This window comes from Stenotrophomonas hibiscicola ATCC 19867 (genome assembly GCF_000382065.1).
In the GTDB taxonomy this organism is placed as follows: Bacteria; Pseudomonadota; Gammaproteobacteria; order Xanthomonadales; family Xanthomonadaceae; genus Stenotrophomonas; species Stenotrophomonas hibiscicola.
The window spans coordinates 410,017-427,798 of the sequence record NZ_KB907498.1 but is presented as its reverse complement, the minus strand read 5'-3'; the positions used below and the strand labels follow the sequence as shown (position 1 = coordinate 427,798).

Annotated in this window: 17 protein-coding genes; all 17 read right to left on the bottom strand. The window is 67.0% G+C overall.

The genetic code is table 11. The features are described from left to right. Window positions 1-132 precede the first annotated feature (132 nt). Window positions 133-792 (bottom strand): ribonuclease HII, encoded by a 660-nt coding sequence (locus G370_RS0102190; RefSeq protein WP_019659131.1) that lies wholly within the window; start codon window positions 790-792, stop codon window positions 133-135. Further along, window positions 789-1,991, bottom strand: coding sequence for a lipid-A-disaccharide synthase (gene lpxB, locus G370_RS0102185; RefSeq protein ID WP_233654152.1), 1,203 nt, complete (start codon window positions 1,989-1,991; stop codon window positions 789-791). Before lpxB ends, G370_RS0102190 begins: the two co-directional genes overlap by 4 nt. 53 nt (window positions 1,992-2,044) lie before the next feature. Continuing rightward, window positions 2,045-2,836, bottom strand: a complete 792-nt coding sequence (gene lpxA / locus G370_RS0102180) for an acyl-ACP--UDP-N-acetylglucosamine O-acyltransferase (RefSeq protein WP_005415844.1) — start codon at window positions 2,834-2,836, stop codon at window positions 2,045-2,047. 16 nt (window positions 2,837-2,852) lie between these two features. After that, on the bottom strand, window positions 2,853-3,311 hold the full coding sequence (gene fabZ, locus G370_RS0102175) for a 3-hydroxyacyl-ACP dehydratase FabZ (RefSeq protein ID WP_005415845.1): 459 nt from the start codon (window positions 3,309-3,311) through the stop codon (window positions 2,853-2,855). Next, window positions 3,308-4,330 (bottom strand): UDP-3-O-(3-hydroxymyristoyl)glucosamine N-acyltransferase, encoded by a 1,023-nt coding sequence (gene lpxD / locus G370_RS0102170; RefSeq protein ID WP_019659129.1) that lies wholly within the window; start codon window positions 4,328-4,330, stop codon window positions 3,308-3,310. The genes fabZ and lpxD overlap by 4 nt, the downstream gene beginning before the upstream one ends. Before the next feature lie 452 nt (window positions 4,331-4,782). Further along, a complete protein-coding gene (bamA, locus tag G370_RS0102165; protein ID WP_019659128.1) occupies window positions 4,783-7,146 on the bottom strand; it encodes an outer membrane protein assembly factor BamA in 2,364 nt (787 codons plus the stop codon). 74 nt (window positions 7,147-7,220) lie between these two features. Continuing rightward, a complete protein-coding gene (gene rseP, locus G370_RS0102160) occupies window positions 7,221-8,579 on the bottom strand; it encodes an RIP metalloprotease RseP (protein WP_019659127.1) in 1,359 nt (452 codons plus the stop codon). Window positions 8,580-8,634: 55 nt separating this feature from the next. Then, window positions 8,635-9,825 carry a 1-deoxy-D-xylulose-5-phosphate reductoisomerase gene (locus tag G370_RS0102155; RefSeq protein ID WP_019659126.1) on the bottom strand — a complete coding sequence of 397 codons (1,191 nt, stop codon included), beginning with the start codon at window positions 9,823-9,825 and terminating at the stop codon, window positions 8,635-8,637. Between the two features lie 2 nt (window positions 9,826-9,827). Next, window positions 9,828-10,664 (bottom strand): phosphatidate cytidylyltransferase, encoded by an 837-nt coding sequence (locus tag G370_RS0102150; RefSeq protein ID WP_019659125.1) that lies wholly within the window; start codon window positions 10,662-10,664, stop codon window positions 9,828-9,830. Beyond that, window positions 10,661-11,428 (bottom strand): polyprenyl diphosphate synthase, encoded by a 768-nt coding sequence (gene uppS, locus G370_RS0102145; protein WP_019659124.1) that lies wholly within the window; start codon window positions 11,426-11,428, stop codon window positions 10,661-10,663. The genes G370_RS0102150 and uppS overlap by 4 nt, the downstream gene beginning before the upstream one ends. Window positions 11,429-11,433: 5 nt before the next feature. Beyond that, window positions 11,434-11,988, bottom strand: a complete 555-nt coding sequence (gene frr, locus G370_RS0102140; protein ID WP_019659123.1) for a ribosome recycling factor — start codon at window positions 11,986-11,988, stop codon at window positions 11,434-11,436. Window positions 11,989-12,084: 96 nt separating this feature from the next. Beyond that, window positions 12,085-12,813, bottom strand: coding sequence for a UMP kinase (gene pyrH / locus G370_RS0102135; protein ID WP_019659122.1), 729 nt, complete (start codon window positions 12,811-12,813; stop codon window positions 12,085-12,087). A 121-nt stretch (window positions 12,814-12,934) separates the two neighbouring features. Continuing rightward, window positions 12,935-14,473 (bottom strand): sensor domain-containing diguanylate cyclase, encoded by a 1,539-nt coding sequence (locus tag G370_RS0102130; protein ID WP_019659121.1) that lies wholly within the window; start codon window positions 14,471-14,473, stop codon window positions 12,935-12,937. Window positions 14,474-14,734: 261 nt separating this feature from the next. Then, window positions 14,735-15,610, bottom strand: coding sequence for a translation elongation factor Ts (gene tsf / locus G370_RS0102125; protein WP_019659120.1), 876 nt, complete (start codon window positions 15,608-15,610; stop codon window positions 14,735-14,737). 125 nt (window positions 15,611-15,735) lie between these two features. Continuing rightward, window positions 15,736-16,542, bottom strand: coding sequence for a 30S ribosomal protein S2 (rpsB, locus tag G370_RS0102120; RefSeq protein ID WP_019659119.1), 807 nt, complete (start codon window positions 16,540-16,542; stop codon window positions 15,736-15,738). A 220-nt stretch (window positions 16,543-16,762) separates the two neighbouring features. Continuing rightward, window positions 16,763-17,458, bottom strand: coding sequence for a fimbrial biogenesis chaperone (locus tag G370_RS0102115; RefSeq protein WP_019659118.1), 696 nt, complete (start codon window positions 17,456-17,458; stop codon window positions 16,763-16,765). Next, window positions 17,458-17,700 (bottom strand): hypothetical protein, encoded by a 243-nt coding sequence (locus G370_RS0102110; protein WP_238558860.1) that lies wholly within the window; start codon window positions 17,698-17,700, stop codon window positions 17,458-17,460. Before G370_RS0102110 ends, G370_RS0102115 begins: the two co-directional genes overlap by 1 nt. Between the last annotated feature and the right edge of the window lie 82 nt (window positions 17,701-17,782).

The window sequence follows — 17,782 nt, the reverse complement described above, 5'->3', positions numbered from 1 at the left end:
CCACAAGGCTTGACAGGGGCACGGCGTGGCGCCGGATTCAGGCGTGCGGGAGGCCGCCTTCTGTAGAGCCGAGCCCATGCTCGGCTGTCCACAGCAGCCGAGCATGGGCTCGGCTCTACAACTCCAGCTGGCTCAGGCGATGGCCGCGACAGCCGGCGCTTCCAGGCACTCGCGCACTGGCGCGAAGCTGCGGCGGTGCTCCATGCAGGGGCCGTGCTCGCGCAGGGCGGCCAGGTGGGCCGGGGTGCCGTAGCCCTTGTGCTGTTCGAAGCCGTACTTCGGATGGCGGGCATGCACCTCCTGCATGTAGCGGTCGCGCGAGACCTTGGCCAGGATCGAGGCGGCCATGATCGCGCGGTCGATGCCATCGCCGCCGACCAGCGCCTGCGCCGGTAGTGCCAGGCCCTTGGGCACCACGTTGCCGTCGATGCGCGCGAAGCCGGCCACATGGGCGACCGCTGCAACGACGTCACGCATGCCCTGCAGGGTGGCCTGGTAGATGTTCAGGCGGTCGATGGTGTCCACGTCCACCAGCACCACATGCCAGGCCAGGGCGCGCTCGATGATGCGGTCATGCAGCTGCTCGCGGCGGGCCGCGGTCAGCTGCTTGGAGTCATCCAGGCCGTTGATCCGTGGTCGCGACGGGTCGAACACCACCGCTGCCACCGCCACCGGCCCGGCCAGTGGGCCACGGCCTGCCTCGTCGACGCCAGCGACCAGGCGCTCCGGCTCGACCACGGGCGCACCGTCGAACAGGGTCAGGCTGGCTGCGGCGGCGTGACGGCGGCTCATGCCTGTGCCTGGTCGCGCATCAGCAGTTCGCCAACGGCGTCGGCGGCACGCGCCGAGGCGTTGCGGCGCAGCCGCTCGTGCAGGCGCACGTAGGCATCCTGCAGATCGGTCACCCGCTGCGGGTGGTCGAACCACTGCTGGATGGCCGCGGCCAGCTTGTCCGGCGTGCAGTCGTGCTGCATCAGTTCCGGTGCCAGGTCCTGCCCGGCCAGGATGTTGGGCAGGGCGAAGCGGTCGACCTTGATCAGGCCGAGCGCCTTCACCAGTCGATAGGTCAGTTCGTTGACGCGGTAACCGACCACCATCGGCCGCTTCACCAGCATGGCCTCCAGGGTCGCGGTACCGGAGGCCAGCACCACCACGTCGGCGGCGATCATCGCGTTGCGCGCCTGGCCATCCAGCACATGCGAATAGGCCACCGGCAGCGCCGAGCGCGACAGCTGTTCCTCGATCAGTTCCCTGCAGGCCGGGTTGGCGGCAGGCACCACCACATGCAGGCCCGGAATGCGTTCGGAGACCTGCCAGGCGGCTTCGAAGAACGGTTCGCCCAGGCGCGAGATCTCGCCCAGGCGGCTGCCCGGCAACACTGCCAGCACCTTGGCCGAGGCCGGCAGTCCGAGCGCGGCGCGTGCTTCCTCGCGATTGCCCTGCAGCGGAATGTCATCGGCCATCGGGTGGCCGACGAAGCGCGCGTCGATGCCGTGCCTGGCATAGATCGGTGGCTCCATCGGGAACAGGCACAGCACCAGGTCGGCGCTGCTGCCGATCTTCTCGGCGCGCTTTTCGCGCCAGGCCCAGACCGAGGGACTGACGTAATGCACGGTGCGCACGCCACGCTGCTTCAGCCAACGCTCGATACCCAGGTTGAAGTCGGGGGCGTCGATGCCGATGAACACGTCCGGCTGCCAGTCAAGCGCACGCTGGCGGAACGCCGAACGCAGCTTGAGCAGGCGCGGCAGGTGGCGCAGCACTTCGGTCAGGCCCATCACCGCCAGCTCGCTGGCATCGTGCCAGGTCTGGCAGCCCGCGCTGCGCATGGCGTCGCCACCGATGCCGGCGAACTCGGCATTCGGGAAGCGCGCTTTCAGTTCGCGGACCAGGCCCGCACCGAGCAGATCGCCGGAGGCCTCGCCGGCCACCAGCGCGATCCGCAACGGGCGCTCGCTGAGCACCCGTTGCGCCGGGACGCTGCCGGTCATCGAGGCCAGCGGGATCACTGCGGCGCCGGCCGGCGCCTGGCCGGTCGTGCTGCTCATCGCAGCAGGGGCCTCTCGGCGTGCTCGATGAAGTCCAGCATCGCCTTTACGTCGTCGCTGTCACGCGCCTGCTCGGTCAGCTGCACCTTGGCCTCTGCCAGCGGCAGGCCCGCCACGTACAGCGTGCGGTAGGCACGCTTGATGGCCGAAATGCGGTCAGCGTCGAAGCCACGTCGCTTCAGGCCTTCGCTGTTGATGCCGCGCGGGCGTCCCAGCGAATCAGTACCGACCATGGTGAACGGCGGTACGTCACCATTGGTCAGCGCGCCCATGCCGAGGAAGGCATGCGCGCCGATCCGGCAGAACTGGTGGGCACCGGCGAAGCCGCTGATGATCACGTAGTCGCCCACGGTCACATGGCCGGCCAGGGTGGTGTTGTTGGAGAACACGCAGAAGTTGCCGACATGGCAGTCGTGCGCCACGTGCGTGTAGGCCAGCATCCAGTTGTCGTTGCCGATGGTGGTGATGCCGCCGCCGCCGCCGGTGCCACGGTTCAGGGTGACGAACTCGCGGAACACGTTGCGGTCGCCGATCACCAGTTCGGTGCGCTCGCCGCCGAACTTCTTGTCCTGCGGCTCGCCACCGATCGCGGCATGGCCGACGAAGCGGTTGTCGCGGCCGATCCGGGTCGGGCCGTGGATGCTGCAATGGGGGCCCACCACCGTACCGGCACCGATTTCAACGTCGGGGCCGATCAGGGTGAAGGCGCCCACCTGGACATCGTCGGCCAGGCGTGCGGCCGGGTCGATGACGGCGGTGGGGTGGATCCGCGGTGCGTTGTCAGTCATTGCTGCCTCCAGTGGATCAGCCCTTGGCGCCGGCACACATGACCTCGGCCGACGCGACGACTTCGCCGTTGACCTTGGCTTCGCCGTAGTACCAGCCCATGTTGCGGATCAGGCGCTTCATCTGCACGTCCAGCATCAGCACGTCGCCGGGGACGACCTGCTTGTTGAAGCGGGCGTTTTCCACCTTGACCATGTAGAACAGCTTGGACTGCGCATCGCGGCCAAGCGTGAGCTGGGTCATCACGCCGCCGGCCTGCGCCAGCGCTTCGATGATCAGTACGCCGGGCATGATCGGGCGGCCCGGGAAGTGGCCCTGGAAGAACGGCTCGTTGATGCTGACGTTCTTCTGCGCCAGGATCCGCTTGGCCTCGACGTCGAGTTCAAGCACCCGGTCCACCAGCAGGAACGGGTAGCGGTGTGGAAGCAGCTCCTGGATCTGGCAGACGTCGATCGGAAGCTGCAGCGAATCGTTCATTCTTTCTCCTTGCCAGCAGCCAGGACGCGGCGAGCCAATGCGTCCAGCTGCTTGAAACGCGCGGCGTTCTTGCGCCACGTACGGTTGTCGGTCAACGGGGTGCCGGATGAGTACTCGCCCGGCTCATGGATGGAATTGCGGACCACCGACTTGCCGGTGATCACGACCTTGTCGCAGATCTCGAGGTGGCCGACAACGCCGACGTGGCCGCCGAGCAGGCAATAGCGGCCGATCTTGGCGCTGCCGGCGATGCCGGTGCAACCGGCGATGGCCGAATGCGCACCGATCTGCACGTTGTGCGCGATCTGCACCAGGTTGTCCAGGCGTACGTCTTCGTCCAGCACGGTGTCTTCCAGCGCGCCACGGTCGACGCAGGTGTTGGCGCCGATTTCGCAATCGTCGCCGATGCGCACGCCGCCGAGCTGCGGCACCTTGATCCACTTGCCGGCGTCCATCGCCAGGCCAAAGCCGTCGGCGCCGAGCACGGCACCGGGATGCACGCGCACGCGCTTGCCCAGCCGAACCCGGGTGACCAGGGTGACCCGGGCGATCAGCTCACAGCCGGAATCCAGGCTGCAGTCCTCGCCGATCACGCTGCCGGCGCCGATGATGCAGTTCTCGCCGACCACGCTGCGCGCACCGACCGAGACGAACGGACCGATGTGCGCGCTGGCCGCAACCTGGGCACTGGGGTCGATCACCGCGCTGGGGTGGATGCCCGGCGGACGGGTCGGCGCGATGTCGAACAGCGCGGCGATCTTGGCGAAGGTGGTGTACGGGTCCTTGGCGACGAGCGCGGCGACGGGAGCGGACTCGGCGTCTTCGGCACGCAGCACCACCAGCGAGGCCTGGCTGTCGGCCAGCTGGGCGCGGTAGCGCGGGTTGGCAAGGAAGGTCAGCTGGCCAGGACCGGCATGGGCGAGGGTGGCCACGCCATGGATGGCGGTGGCGGGGTCGCCATGGACCTGCAGGCCGAACTGCTCGGCGAGTTGCTGGGCGGTGTAGGTGGGAGTATTCACGGCGGGAGTTTAACGTGTGACGCCATTGCGGTCATGCGGGGTCAAAAGCGGTGCCTGCCTGATGTCCCGGGGTGATGGCGCAGGGGGCTGCTCAGGACACGCCGCAGACCCATCCCTGGGGGCTCGATGGCGCCTTGCTCGTGTGCGCTGTCCTGCGCACACGGCAAGACCGGGGTTGGGGGTCCTGCCCAACCCGCCCGAGGCATGCCTCGGGCCCATGGCGCCAACGGTCCTGGTCAGCCCCCTGCGCCATCACCAGATGATTTCACGCGAGCGCGGGAAGTAGCGGCGGCGAGCAAGTAAAACGAAAACGCCGGGCAATGCCCGGCGCTTCGCGCCCCGTCTGGTGGAGAGCCCCCCTTTGTTAAGGGGGGCGCGCCAGCGGCGCGGGGGATAGGTGAAATGCGCGGGCAATTCACCGGAGGTGGATCAGTTCTGAGGAACAGAGTTCCTCAGAACTGGCCACCGAACGTGAATTGCAGGCGTTCGATCTTGTCATCGTCTTCCTTCTTCAGCGGGAAGGCGTAGCTGATCGAGATCGGGCCGACCGGGGCGCGCCACAGCAGGGCCACACCGGTGGATACGCGCAGCTCGTTGGCCTTGAAGTTGTCCACGCCGGTATACACGTTGCCGAAGTCGACGAAGGCCGACACGCGCGCCGACGGGCTGTCGAACAGGCGCGGGAAGTAGGCCTCCACCGAGCCGACGGTCTTCAGCGAGCCACCCAGCGGCTGGCCTTCTGGGTAGCCGCGGGTAACTTCGCGCGGGCCGAGGGTGTTGTCCTCGAAGCCGCGTACCGAGTTGGTACCACCGGCGTAGAAGTTCTCGAAGAACGGCAGGCCGCTGGCGGTGACGGTGCGGGTGGTGCCATCCGGATTGGTCAGCGTACGGGTGTAGTCCTTGCCGTAGGCATCACCGTAGCCGATTTCGGCGCGGGTGTTGATCACCAGCGACGGCATGATCGGCCAGTACTTGCTGATCTGGTAGTTCAGCTTGTAGTACTCGATGGTCGAACCCGGCAGCGTGGTTTCCAGGCCCACGCGCTGGTAGGTACCGCGGGTCGGCATGAAGTAGTCGTTGCGCGAGTCGCGCGCCCAGCCCAGCTCGGTGCGCCAGGCATGGAAGGTGCGCTTACCGACGGCGTTGATGTAGTCGATGATCGACTGCGGGGTCGAGCCTTCGTAGGTGGTGATCTGGTTGCTGTCGATGCCGAACATCAGCGAGACGGTATCGGTCTCGGTCAGCGGCACGCCAAACACCACCTGCGCGGCACCGTTGGTGCTGTTGTACTGCGCGGTGTTGAAGTCGGAGTAGTCCAGTTCGCGCCAGGACAGGTTGTAGCCCAGCGAGACGCCGTCATCGGTGAAGTACGGGTTGGTGTAGCTGAAGCCGTAACGCTGCAGGTAGCTGCTGCGCGAGGCTTCGACCGACACGCGGTTGCCGCCGCCGAGGAAGTTGTTCTGCGACAGCTGCACCGACGTGGTCATGCCGTAGGACTGCGAGTAACCCAGGCCGAACACGAAGCTGCCCGAGGTGGTTTCCTTGACGTTGTAGACGACGTCGACCTGGTCGTTGCTGCCGCTGACGGCCGGGGTCTCGACGTCCACCGATTCGAAGTAGCCCAAGCGCTGCAGGCGGATCTTGGAACGATCGATCGCGGCCTGCGAGTACCAGCTGTTCTCGAACTGGCGCATTTCGCGACGCATCACTTCGTCGGACGTACGCGTGTTCCCGCGGAACAGGATGCGACGCACCGACACGCGCGGGCCGGGCACGACCTGCATGTTGATCGCCACGGTCTGCTCGGCGCGGTTGGTGGTCGGGATCGGGTTCACCTTGGCGAACGCGTAGCCGATGTTGGACAGCGAATTGGTGATGGTGTCCGAGCTGAACTCCAGCAGCGCACGCGAGAACGTATCGCCGGACTTCTGGATCACCATGCGCTCGACGTCCTCCTGCGGGAGGATGGTGTCGCCGCTGACCTTGATCTCGGAGATCTTGTACTGCGCACCCTCGGTCACGCCCGCGGTCAGGAACATGTCGCGCTTGTCGGGGCTGATCGAGACCTGGGTGGAATCGATGCTGAAATCGACGTAGCCGCGATCCAGGTACCAGGAGTTGAGCTTTTCCAGGTCGCCGGACAGTTTTTCCTTGGAGTACTGGTCGTCACGGCGGTACCACGACGCCCAGTTGTGCTCCTTGGACTCCCAGGTTTCCAGGATGTCCTTGCTCTCGAACTTTTCGGTGCCCACCAGGTTGACGTGGCGGATCTTGGCCGCCTTGCCTTCCTTGATGGCGATGGCGATGTCCACGCGGTTGCGGTCCAGCGGGCTCACCGTGGGGGTGATCTCGACGTTGTACTTGCCGCGGTCGTTGTACTGGCGGCGAAGTTCCTGGGTCACGCGGTCCAGGCTCAGCCGATCAAAGGTGCCGCCCTCGGTCAGGCCGATGTCGGACAGGCCCTTGAGCAGCTGCTCGGACTTGATGTCCTTGTTGCCGGTCACGGTCAGCTTGTTGATCGCCGGGCGTTCCTTGACGGTCACTACCAGGATGCTGCCCTGGCGGTCCAGCTGCACATCCTCGAAGAAGCCGGTCTTGTACAGGGCGCGGATCGTCTCGCCGACCTTGCTGTCGGTGACCGTCTCGCCACGTTCCACCGGCAGGTAGGTGAACACCGTGCCCGAGCTGATGCGCTGCAGGCCGTCGACGCGGATGTCGCTGACAGTGAAGGGCTCGGCTGCCTGGGCCAGGGCGGGGGCGCCGGTGACGGCGGCAAGGGCGAGGGCCAGCAGGCGGCGATTGGGGAGTCGCGTCATGTCACGTCCGGTAGGAAGGTCGATTTCATTGGTGCGGGATGCCGACGCTGTAGACGGCAACAACGTGGAAAAGTTCATCGCGGGACCAGGCCGAGGATGTCGTTGTAGAACGCCAACCCCATCAGCCCGGCCAGCAACGCCAGGCCGATGTACTGGCCGGCGGCGATGGCACGCTCGCTCAGCGGGCTGCCCTTGACCAACTCGATAAGGTAATACAGCAGGTGGCCGCCGTCCAAGATCGGGATCGGCAGCAGGTTTATGATGCACAGGCTGAGCGACAGCAGGGCAAGGAACTGCAGGAACCAGTCCAGGCCGCGCTTGGCCGAGACATTGGCTACCCGGGCGATGGTGACTGGCCCGGACACGTTCTGCAGCGAGGCCTTGCCGGTGACGATTCGGCCCATCATGCCCAGCGAATCTGCCGCCAGGCGGCCGGTTTCGCGCACGGCCACGGTGACCGCGTCGAGCGGGCCATAGCGAAGCAGGGTGTCGTAGGGAGGGCTGAATGAAGTCGGGAACTGCACGCCGATCTGCCAGGTCGGTTCACCCCTGGAATCCTTGCCCTGGCGCGGGGTGACTTCCAGCGCCAGGCGTTCACCGCCGCGCAGGACCTCGATCATGCCAGGGCCGCCGGCGCGGCCCAGCGTCTGGATCTCGCCGATGACCTGATCGGCACCATCGATGCGCTGGCCATCAATGGCCACGATCAGGTCCCCCGGCTGCAGCTGCCCGGCCACCACCGAATCCGGCGTCAGCGAGTCGACCAGCGCCGGCTGCAGCCACGACTGCCAGTACAGGCCGGCCAGGATCGGCACCCGCCGCTCATCGAAACCTGCCGGCAGCTGCGACAGCGGCAGAGTGCGCATGCGTACCTGGTCAGCCGTATCCAGCACCTCCAGCCTCACGTCGCGGCGGTCCATCGCGGCCGCGGTCAGCGCCATGCTGGCTTCACCGAGGGTAACGACCGGGCGCTCGTCCACGCGCAGCACGCGGTCACCGCTGGCCAGCCCGGCACTGGCGGCGATGCCGCTGACACGGCCGACCGTCGGCGAATAATCCTGCTTGCCGATCACGAACATCGCCCACAGCAGCAGGATGCACAGCAGCAGGTTTGCGATCGGGCCGGCGGCGACGATGGCAATGCGCTGCCAGACACTCTTGTGGTTGAAGGCCTGGCCGCGCTCGTGTGGGTGGACTTCAACCTCGCGCTCGTCGAGGAACTTCACGTAGCCGCCGAGCGGGATGGCGGCAATGGCGAACTCGGTGCCGTGCCTGTCCCGGCGTGACCACAGCGGCCGGCCGAAGCCGACCGAGAAGCGCAGGATCTTGACCCCGCACATGCGCCCGACCCAGTAATGCCCGAACTCGTGGAACGTGACCAGCAGCCCGAGGCTGACAATCATCCACCAGACCGATCCGATGAAGTCAGTCATGCAGGCTCACAATGGCGGGCAGGGGCGGCGGCGTCATGCTGGGCGAGGCAGTCGTTCAGGCGGCGTCGATGGCGTTCAGGGTGAGCTGGCGTGCCCGCTGGTCGGCGGACAACAGGACCTGCAGTGTATCGGCTGGCTGGGTCGGCAGTGTTGAAAGAGCGTTAGCAACCAGCTTCGGGATGGTCAGGAAACCGATCCGGCCCTGAAGAAACGCTGAAACCGCCTCTTCATTGGCGGCGTTCAGCACGGCCGGTGCGGTGCCGCCGGCCTGCATGGCCTGCCAGGCCAGCGCCAGGCAGGGGAACGCGTCCGTGTCCGGGGCCTCGAAATCCAGTCGGCCCTGGGCCAGCAGATCCAGCCCGGCCACGCCCGATTCGATGCGTTGCGGCCAGCCCAGGCCAACGGCGAGGGTGGTCCGCATGTCCGGCAGGCCCATCTGTGCCAGGGTCGAACCGTCAACGAACTCGACCAGCGAATGGACCAGGCTCTGCGGGTGCACCAGTACCTCGATGCGTTCGCCGGGTACGCCGAACAGGTGGTGGGCCTCGATGACTTCCAGGCCCTTGTTCATCAACGTCGCCGAATCGACCGAGATCTTCGGCCCCATCGACCATTTCGGGTGGGCAACGGCCTGGGCCGGGGTGACCTGGGCCAGTTCGTCGCGGCTGCGGCCACGGAATGGGCCGCCGGAGGCGGTCAGCAGGATCCGGCGCACGCCGGCGCCATCAACGCTGGCATCGCGTGAGCGCAGGCACTGGAAGATTGCGCTGTGTTCGCTGTCGATCGGGATGATCTCGGCGCCCGCGCGTTCAGCAGTGCGGGTCAGCAGCTCACCGGCCAGTACCAGTGATTCCTTGTTGGCCAGCAGGATGCGCTTGCCGGCGGCGGCTGCGGCCAGGGTGGAAGACAGCCCGGCCGCGCCAACGATCGCGGCGACCACGGTGTCGCAGGCGTCACTGGCGGCCAACTGGTCCAGCGCGGCATGGCCGGCATGCGCCTCGGTGGACAGCCCCGCATCGCGGAGGCCGTCGCGCAGTTCGGTGAACAGCGCTTCGTCGGCGATGACCGCGTGCGCTGGCCTGTGCTGGCGGCACAGTGCCAGCAGCGCCTGCACCTGGCGGCCGGCAGCGAGCACCGTGGCCTGGTAGCGGTGCGGGTGGCGGGCGATCACGTCCAGCGTGGAAGCACCGATCGAGCCGGTGGCGCCGAACACGGCGACCCGGCGCAGGTCTGCGACAGCATTCATGGTCAGAATCCGAAGATTTCCTTGCCGAGTGCGAACACCGGCACGGCAGCCAGGACACCGTCGACACGATCGAGCACACCACCATGGCCCGGAATCAGGTTTCCGGAGTCCTTGGCGCCGGCGTGGCGCTTGATCAGGCTTTCGAACAGGTCACCCAGCACCGAGGCGAACACGGCCACCACCGAGGTGATCAGCAGGCCTGGCAGGTGCCCGGCGTCGATGCCGGCCAGCCAGCCCAGGCCGAGGGCCACGGCGACACCGGCCAGCAGGCCGCCGAACAGGCCTTCCCAGGTCTTGTTGGGGCTGATCCGTGGGGCCAGCTTGTGCTTGCCGAAGTGACGACCGGCGAAATAGGCGCCCGAATCGGCCGCCCAGACCAGTGCCAGCGCAGCCAGCAGCCACAGGTGGCCCTGCCTGCCCGGCGGATCGCCGCCGGCATGGATCAGCACCAGCGCAGCCCAGGCCGGAACGATGGCCAGCGTACCGGCCAGCATCTTCACGATGCGCGAGGGTGCCGACGGCTGCGCACCGAAGTTGAAGAAGCGCAACCAGACCAGCGCGGCCAGCCACCAGGCCACGCCGGCCAGGGTGGTGATCTGGAACAGCACCAGCGTGCTGCCATCGGCCCAGACCAGCAGCACCATCAGCAGCAGGTTCAGTACCAGCAGCACGGTACGCGCCAGGGTGTCTTCGATGCCGGCCAGCTTCAGCCATTCCCACAGGCCGATCAGCAGCACCGCAGCGGCCGCCGCTGCCAGCCACTGGGTCGGCAGCAGCAGGATCGCGGCAATGGCGACCGGCGCCATGATCAGCGCGGCAAGGACTCGGATCTTGGTCATGGGCTGGAAGTCTCGGTGGCCAGTGCGGCGATCTGGGCGCTGGTCAGGCCGAAACGACGCTCACGTCTGCCATACGCGTCCAGCGCCTGCTGCAGCTGCCCGGCATCGAAGTCCGGCCACAGGGCATCGGTGAACCACAGCTCGGTATAGGCCAGCTGCCACAGCAGGAAGTTGCTGATGCGGGTGTCGCCACCGGTGCGGATGAACAGGTCCGGCGGTGGCAGGTCGGCCAGGGCCACCTGGCTGCCCAGCAGCGATTCATCGATCTGCTCGGGCAGAAGGCGGCCGGCCGCCACTTCGACGGCCAGGGCGCGCGCGGCGCGGGCGATGTCCTGGCGGCCGCCGTAGCTGGCGGCGATCGACAGGGTCAGGGTGGTGTTGTCGGCGGTGCGCTGCTCGGCCAGCTGCATGCGGCTGACCAGCCCTGCACCGAAGCGCTCGCGTTCGCCGATGAAGCGAACGCGCACGCCACGCCGATGCAGCTCGTCCACTTCACGGTCGAGCGCGCCGAGGAACAGCTTCATCAGGGCATCGACTTCTTCCTGCGGCCGGCCCCAGTTCTCGCTGGAAAACGCGAACAGGGTCAGCGCCGGTATGCCCAGTTCAAGGCAGCGCTCGATGGTGCGGTTGACCGCGCGCGCGCCGGCCCGGTGGCCGATCACGCGCGGACGACGGCGCTGCTGTGCCCAGCGCCCATTGCCATCCATGATGATGGCGATGTGGCGGGGCAGGGCGGCCGGCAACGGAGGTGGGACTGAAGGCATCGACTTCAGACCGACAGCAGTTCTTTTTCCTTGTCGGCAACGACCTTGTCGACGTCCTTGATGTTGGTGTCGGTCAACTTCTGGATGTCGTCTTCACCGCGCTTCTTCTCGTCTTCGCTGATCGCCTTGTCCTTGACCAGCTTGGCGATTTCCTTGTTCGCGTCCTGGCGGATGTTGCGGATCGCGATCTTCGCGCCTTCGCCTTCCTTCTGCACCTGCTTGACCAGCTCCTTGCGGCGCTCTTCGGTCGGCGGCGGCATGTTGATGCGGATCGCAGTGCCCAGCGTGTTCGGGGTGAATTCGGCGTTGTAGAGACCCTTTTCGATCTCCTTGATCATGCCCTTGTCGAACGGCGTGACCAGCAGCGAGTGCGCGTCGGCGTTGGAGATCGACGCGACCTGGTTCAGTGGGGTGCTGGCGTTGCCATAGGCGCTGACCGTGACACGGTCCAGCAGGGCCGGGGTGGCGCGGCCGGTGCGGATCGAGGTGAGGGTGTGCTTCAGAGCGTCGATGCTCTTGGCCATGCGCGTCTGCGCGTTGTTCTTGATGTCGTTGAGCATCGCCGGGTCCTGGGTGTAACTGGAATCGGGCGATTATAGGCGAATACGGGACGCTGCCGGGCCTGAATCGGCCCGGAGCTCGCCTGGCGCTCAGGCTCAGGCCGGGTCGCGGCCCTGGACCAGGGTGCCGATGTTCGCGCCGCTGAGGATCTTCAGCAGCTCACCCGGCTGGCCCATGTCGAACACGCGCATCGGCAGGTCGCTGTCGCGGGCCAGCGCGAAGGCCGCCGTATCCATCACTTCCAGGCCGCGGCGGATGACTTCGTCGTAGCTCAGGCTGTCGAAGCGGACCGCGTCGCTGTGCTTGTTCGGGTCCTTGTCGTACACGCCATCGACCTTGGTGGCCTTCAGCAGCAGGTCGGCGCCGATCTCGATCGCGCGCAGCGCGGCGCCGGAGTCGGTGGTGAAGAACGGGCTGCCGACGCCAGCGGCGAAAATCACCAGGCGGCCCTTTTCCAGGTGGCGGATGGCGCGGCGGCGGATGTAGTCCTCGCACACGTCGTTGATCTTGATCGCGCTCATCACGCGGGCCTTGGCGCCCAGTTTCTCGAGGGCGTCCTGCATGGCCAGGGCGTTGATGACCGTGGCCAGCATTCCCATCTGGTCGCCGGTGACCCGGTCCATGCCGCCAGCGGCCAGGCCGGCGCCGCGGAAGATGTTGCCACCGCCGATCACCAGTGCCACTTCGGCACCGGCCTGCTGGGCTTCGATGACCTCACGGGCCAGGCGGTTGATGACCTTCGGGTCGATGCCGTAGTCCTCATCTCCCATCAGCGCCTCCCCGGAAAGTTTCAGGAGGATGCGGCGATAGGCGAGCTTGGACATGGGGACCTCGGGTGCGTGGAAATCGCGGGGGATTCTACGCGCATGCGGCGTAGGGCCAAAGTGTTTTGTGCACTGCGGCGCGAAATCCTGCCATCCGCCCCGGTCATGCAGGGCGTCCCGTTCAGCCCAGCTCGGCGCCGGCGGTGGCTGAAAGCTCATCGTGGCCGAGCGCGCCGGGGGAGCGGGCGATCACCCGGTTACGGCCCAGGTTCTTCGAGCGGTACAGCACGTCGTCGGCGGCGCGCAGCAGGTCCTGCACGTCGGCAAAGCGCTCGTAGCCGCCCTGGGTAGCCACGCCGGCGGAGAAGGTGACGAACAGCGGCCCTCCCTCCAGTTCGGCCATCGGCGTGGCGACGATGTTGGCCAGTACGCGCCGGATTACGTCAAGGGCCACGGACTCACTGGTATTGGGCAGCAGCGCGACGAATTCCTCGCCGCCGAAGCGGGCCACGGTATCGCTATGGCGCAGCTGGCCCTGCAGCTTGCCGGCAAAGGCGCGCAGCACCTCGTCGCCGGTCAGGTGGCCGTGGGCGTCGTTGATCTTCTTGAAGTCATCCAGGTCGATGAAGGCCACCGACAGCGGCCAGCCCTGACGCCCGGCGCGCAGGAACTCCTGCTCGAGCACCGCCTCCAGCTGGCGCCGGTTGAGCACGCCGGTCAGGGCGTCGCGGTGGGCCTGGTCAGCCAGGCGCTTGGCCCGCGCCTCGAATTCGTCGGCGCGGCGGCGTGCCTGCTCGGCATCCTGCAGCTCGCGCAGGTTGCGCAGGGTGGCCAGCTCCTGCGCGTGGTCGATCAGCTCGCGGACCCGCGAGGGCGAGTTCAGGCCGGCCTCGAACAGGCTGGCGATATCCGGCAGGGCCTCGCTGATGCGGGTCAGCACCTGGTCGAAACGGGCGCTGTCGAGTTCCAGCCGCTCATGCACGTGGTGCAGGGCGCGCTCGCGGGCGGCATCGGCGTCATCGTCCAGCCAGATGTCGGCAACAGCGCCGGACAGCTGCACGCAGGCCTGGAACGGCGAATCGGCGGCGTCGTCGTCCTCGCTGTGGCTGATGCTCTCAACCAGATAGCGTGGCAGGCCCCATTGCTCGGCCACCCAGGCGCCGACATCGGCGTGGCTGCAGCCGAGCGCGTCGCGTTCGCGGGCGACCAGGTCCGTGTTGTCACGGGCTTCGCGCAGCAGCGGCAGGTAACGCTCCGATTCGGCCTGGGCAAGGCACAGCACGCCCAGGTCCTGCAGCAGCCCGGCCAGCATCAGTTCCTCCAGCCGGCGCAGGCCGCGGGCCTGGCCCAGCTGGCTGGCGGCCAGTGCACTGAGAATGCTGCGCTTCCACGCGCGCTGGCGCAGGTCGTGGTCGGCGCCTGCGCCGCCGGTCAGGCCCTGGGTGACGGTGAAACCCAGGGCAAGGCTGATTGTGGCGTTAAGGCCGAGCATGGTCAGTGCCTGGCCAAGGTTCTCGATGCGGCGGCGGCTGGCGTACAGCGGCGAATTGGCGATGCGCAGCATGCGAGCGCTCAGCGCCATGTCGATGGCGATGATGTCGGCGGCGGTGGCGATATCCGCTTCCGGGTCCTGTGCCAGCTCGATGATGCGCAGGGCAATACCGGGCGGCGAGGGCAGGTTGCGGCAGAGCGCCAGGGCAGCTGTCAGCTCGGGAGGCATGTCGGGTCGTTCAATTCCATTAGGACAAGAATACCTAGGAATGCATCACAGTCCGCGATTTTCCTTCCTGCTACGCGACTGTGGATTCCCTGCGCCGAGTATCGGCTTGATTCGCGCGCAACGCAAAGAGCCCTGATATCGGGCTGTGCCTGGCGTCAGTGCGCGCACCAACGGTGCCCACCCACCGATGCAGTGGGTACAAAAAAAGAGCCGCGGTTTCCCGCGGCTCCTTCTGGTCGCTTCACAGCCGGAGGGCTGGAATCAGACCTGCATCGCCTTGGCAACTTCGGCGGCGTAGTCTTCCACCACCTTCTCGATGCCTTCGCCGACGATCAGCAGCTTGAAGCCAGCCACATCGGCGCCAGCGGCCTTGACCACCTGCTCGACGGTGGTGTCGCCCAGCACGTAGGTCTGGCCGTACAGGGTCACGTCGCTGACGATCTTGTTGATCTTGCCGCTGATGATCTTTTCCAGGATCTCGGCCGGCTTGGCCTTGTCCTTCTCGGACATCTTGGCCAGCTCGATTTCCTTTTCCTTTTCGACGAAGTCGGCCGGAACGTCCGCAGCCTTGTTGTGCGGCGGCTTCAGCGCGGCCACGTGCATGGCCAGGCCGCGGGCCAGCTCGACGTCGCCGCCGATCAGGTCAACCAGCACGCCGACCTTGCCGTTGGTGTGGACGTAGGCGCCGATGTTGCCGGTGGTGTCGACCTTGACCATGCGGCGGATCTGGATGTTCTCACCCAGGGTCTGCACGGCGGTGGCGCGGGCTTCTTCAACGGTGCGGCCATCGGCCAGCGTGGCAGCCTTCACGGCTTCCACGTCGTTGGCGCCCGATGCCAGGGCGGCAGCGGCGACGGCGTTGACGAAGGTCTTGAAGTTGTCGTCGTTGGCGACGAAGTCGGTTTCCGAGTTGACTTCGACCAGCACGGCCTTGCCGCCATCCTGGGCCAGGCCCAGGCGGCCTTCGGCGGCCACGCGGTCAGCCTTCTTGTCGGCCTTGGCAGCGCCGGACTTGCGCATGGCTTCAGCAGCGGCGTTGATGTCGCCGTTGGCTTCGGTAAGCGCCTTCTTGCATTCCATCATGCCGGCGCCGGTGCGCTCGCGCAGTTCCTTGACCAGGGAAGCAGTGATTTCCACGGGATTACCTCACGAAAGAAAGGGGTTGGGCCGGCATGGTGGCCGGCCCGTGTGACACGGTCCTGTCACGCGCCAAGGGCTGCGTGCAGGAGGGTGGACGCCGGGCGTCCACCCTGTGGCCTGGATCAGGCCTGGGCGTCGTCGCCCTTCTTGGCAGCCTTCTTGGCCGGAGCGCGGCGGGCCGGCTTCTCTTCGCCTTCGGCAGCGGCTTCAGCGAACTCTTCCTCACGCACCGAAGCGGCGTGCGGAGCAGCAGCCTTGCCTTCCAGCACGGCGTCGGCAGCGGCGCGGGCGTACAGCTGCACAGCGCGGATGGCGTCGTCGTTGCCCGGGATGGCGTAATCAACCAGTTCCGGGTTGTAGTTGGTGTCGACCACGGCGATGACCGCGATGCCCAGCTTCTTGGCTTCCTTGATCGCGATGTCTTCGTGGCCGATGTCGATCACGAAGATCGCGTCCGGCAGGCGGTTCATGTCCTTGATGCCGCCCAGCGAGGCTTCCAGCTTGTCGCGCTCGCGACGCAGGCCCAGCACTTCGTGCTTGACCAGCTTCTCGAAGGTGCCGTCGGTTTCACCGGCTTCCAGTTCCTTCAGGCGGGCAACCGACTGCTTGACGGTACGGAAGTTGGTCAGGGTGCCGCCCAGCCAGCGCTGGTTCATGAACGGCATGCCGCAACGCTCGGCTTCTTCCTTGATGGTTTCGCGGGCGCTGCGCTTGGTGCCCAGGAACAGGACGGTGCCGCGCTTCTGGGCAACCGACGAGATGAAGTTCATCGCGTCATTGAACAGCGGGACGGTCTTTTCCAGGTTGATGATGTGGATCTTGCCGCGGGCGCCGAAGATGTACGGAGCCATCTTGGGGTTCCAGTAGCGGGTCTGGTGGCCGAAGTGGACGCCGGCTTCCAGCATCTGACGCATGGTGACCTGGGGCATTGCAATACTCCTGATATGGAACCAGCGATTCCGCCCGCGGGAATAGGTATGCGGGACGCGTGGAAGCGCGATCGGTTCCGGGGTTGGGCTTCCCTGTTGCCTCCGTGGCCGAACTCCTTGCGGAGCACCCCGGCACGGATGGGGGCAGCAGGTGTGGATTCACCGGTGACGTCCGGTGTGGACGGGTTCCCGCGCACGCAGGCGGCAGGAATCCGGACGATTATAGCTCGCTGCGGGCGCTCGCTGCAATTGCGGGGTCAGATGCGGCCAGATCGACCTCGCGGCCGTCCTGCAGGCGTGCCCGGAAGCGGCCACCTGCGTAACTGTCCGCGCGGGCGGGCAGGGGCCAGCGTCGTTCATGGCCGGCGAGGATGTAGCCGGCCAGCCCGCCCACCAGCACTGTCGATTGGCCGTCCGCCGCGATGAAGCGCAGGTCGTGCAGGCGGCCGTGCAGCGTACCGCAGTTGCTGAGTCGCAACGCAGGCTGCGACCCCAGGGCCTCGATCCGACCCTGCAGGCGGGCGTGCAGCACTGGCGCCGCGGCGCCCCGGAACAGCGGTAGCGAGTAGCGCGGCAGCCCTGCCAGCGCCGGCGTCAGCACGATCCTGTAGGCCTGTTCACCCATTGCCGCGGCCGGATCGCGTGGCAGCAGCCAGACGCGCTGCGTACCGCCCGGGGCGAGATCCAGCCGCGCCGGGCTGACCCGGATCTGGTCGCTGGGCTGCAGTCGTTCGGCGTCCAGCTGCTGATCCCAGGCCAGCACCTGCACGTGGCCCTGCCAGCGGCCGGGCCCGGGATTGCGTAGCCACAGCTCGGAGCGGCCGCCTTCGGCCGGCAGCTGCAGGGTGGTAGGCAACACCTCAAGCGCCGCAGCCGGCTGCGCCAGCAGTGCAAGCAGGATCAGCAGCGCGCGCATCAGTAGATGAGGGTCACGGCGGGTGTTGCGTTCTCGTCCGTCGCCGGTGGTGCGAGCTCGCGCACCTGGGATGGCAGCTGGGGTGTATCGCTGCGCTGGTGCGGCGCCGTACAGCGCGCGCCACCGGTGTCGTCGCTGCAGGAGTCGACCACGGTCAGCCGGATCTGCAGGGAGCTGCTGGGTTCGGCCAAGGCCGGCGTACTGGCGACCAGCATCGCCGCGATCGAAAATGTGCGAACCACCTGCCATCCACCATGCTGAAAGACTTGCTGCGCGGTATCGGCGGGATGTGCCGGAACTGTAGCGCCGAGCCGGCGCTCGGCA

Bases quoted from the DNA above. Each gene is read 5' to 3' on its own strand.
- G370_RS0102190 (WP_019659131.1), bottom strand. From the start codon at position 792: ATGAGCCGCCGTCACGCCGCCGCAGCCAGCCTGACCCTGTTCGACGGT.
- pyrH (WP_019659122.1), bottom strand. From the start codon at position 12,813: ATGTCCAAGCTCGCCTATCGCCGCATCCTCCTGAAACTTTCCGGGGAG.
- rseP (WP_019659127.1), bottom strand. From the start codon at position 8,579: ATGACTGACTTCATCGGATCGGTCTGGTGGATGATTGTCAGCCTCGGG.
- G370_RS0102150 (WP_019659125.1), bottom strand. From the start codon at position 10,664: ATGACCAAGATCCGAGTCCTTGCCGCGCTGATCATGGCGCCGGTCGCC.
- uppS (WP_019659124.1), bottom strand. From the start codon at position 11,428: ATGCCTTCAGTCCCACCTCCGTTGCCGGCCGCCCTGCCCCGCCACATC.
- frr (WP_019659123.1), bottom strand. From the start codon at position 11,988: ATGCTCAACGACATCAAGAACAACGCGCAGACGCGCATGGCCAAGAGC.
- G370_RS0102155 (WP_019659126.1), bottom strand. From the start codon at position 9,825: ATGAATGCTGTCGCAGACCTGCGCCGGGTCGCCGTGTTCGGCGCCACC.
- lpxB (WP_233654152.1), bottom strand. From the start codon at position 1,991: ATGACCGGCAGCGTCCCGGCGCAACGGGTGCTCAGCGAGCGCCCGTTG.
- lpxA (WP_005415844.1), bottom strand. From the start codon at position 2,836: ATGACTGACAACGCACCGCGGATCCACCCCACCGCCGTCATCGACCCG.
- G370_RS0102115 (WP_019659118.1), bottom strand. From the start codon at position 17,458: ATGCGCGCGCTGCTGATCCTGCTTGCACTGCTGGCGCAGCCGGCTGCG.
- rpsB (WP_019659119.1), bottom strand. From the start codon at position 16,542: ATGCCCCAGGTCACCATGCGTCAGATGCTGGAAGCCGGCGTCCACTTC.
- G370_RS0102130 (WP_019659121.1), bottom strand. From the start codon at position 14,473: ATGCCTCCCGAGCTGACAGCTGCCCTGGCGCTCTGCCGCAACCTGCCC.
- fabZ (WP_005415845.1), bottom strand. From the start codon at position 3,311: ATGAACGATTCGCTGCAGCTTCCGATCGACGTCTGCCAGATCCAGGAG.
- bamA (WP_019659128.1), bottom strand. From the start codon at position 7,146: ATGACGCGACTCCCCAATCGCCGCCTGCTGGCCCTCGCCCTTGCCGCC.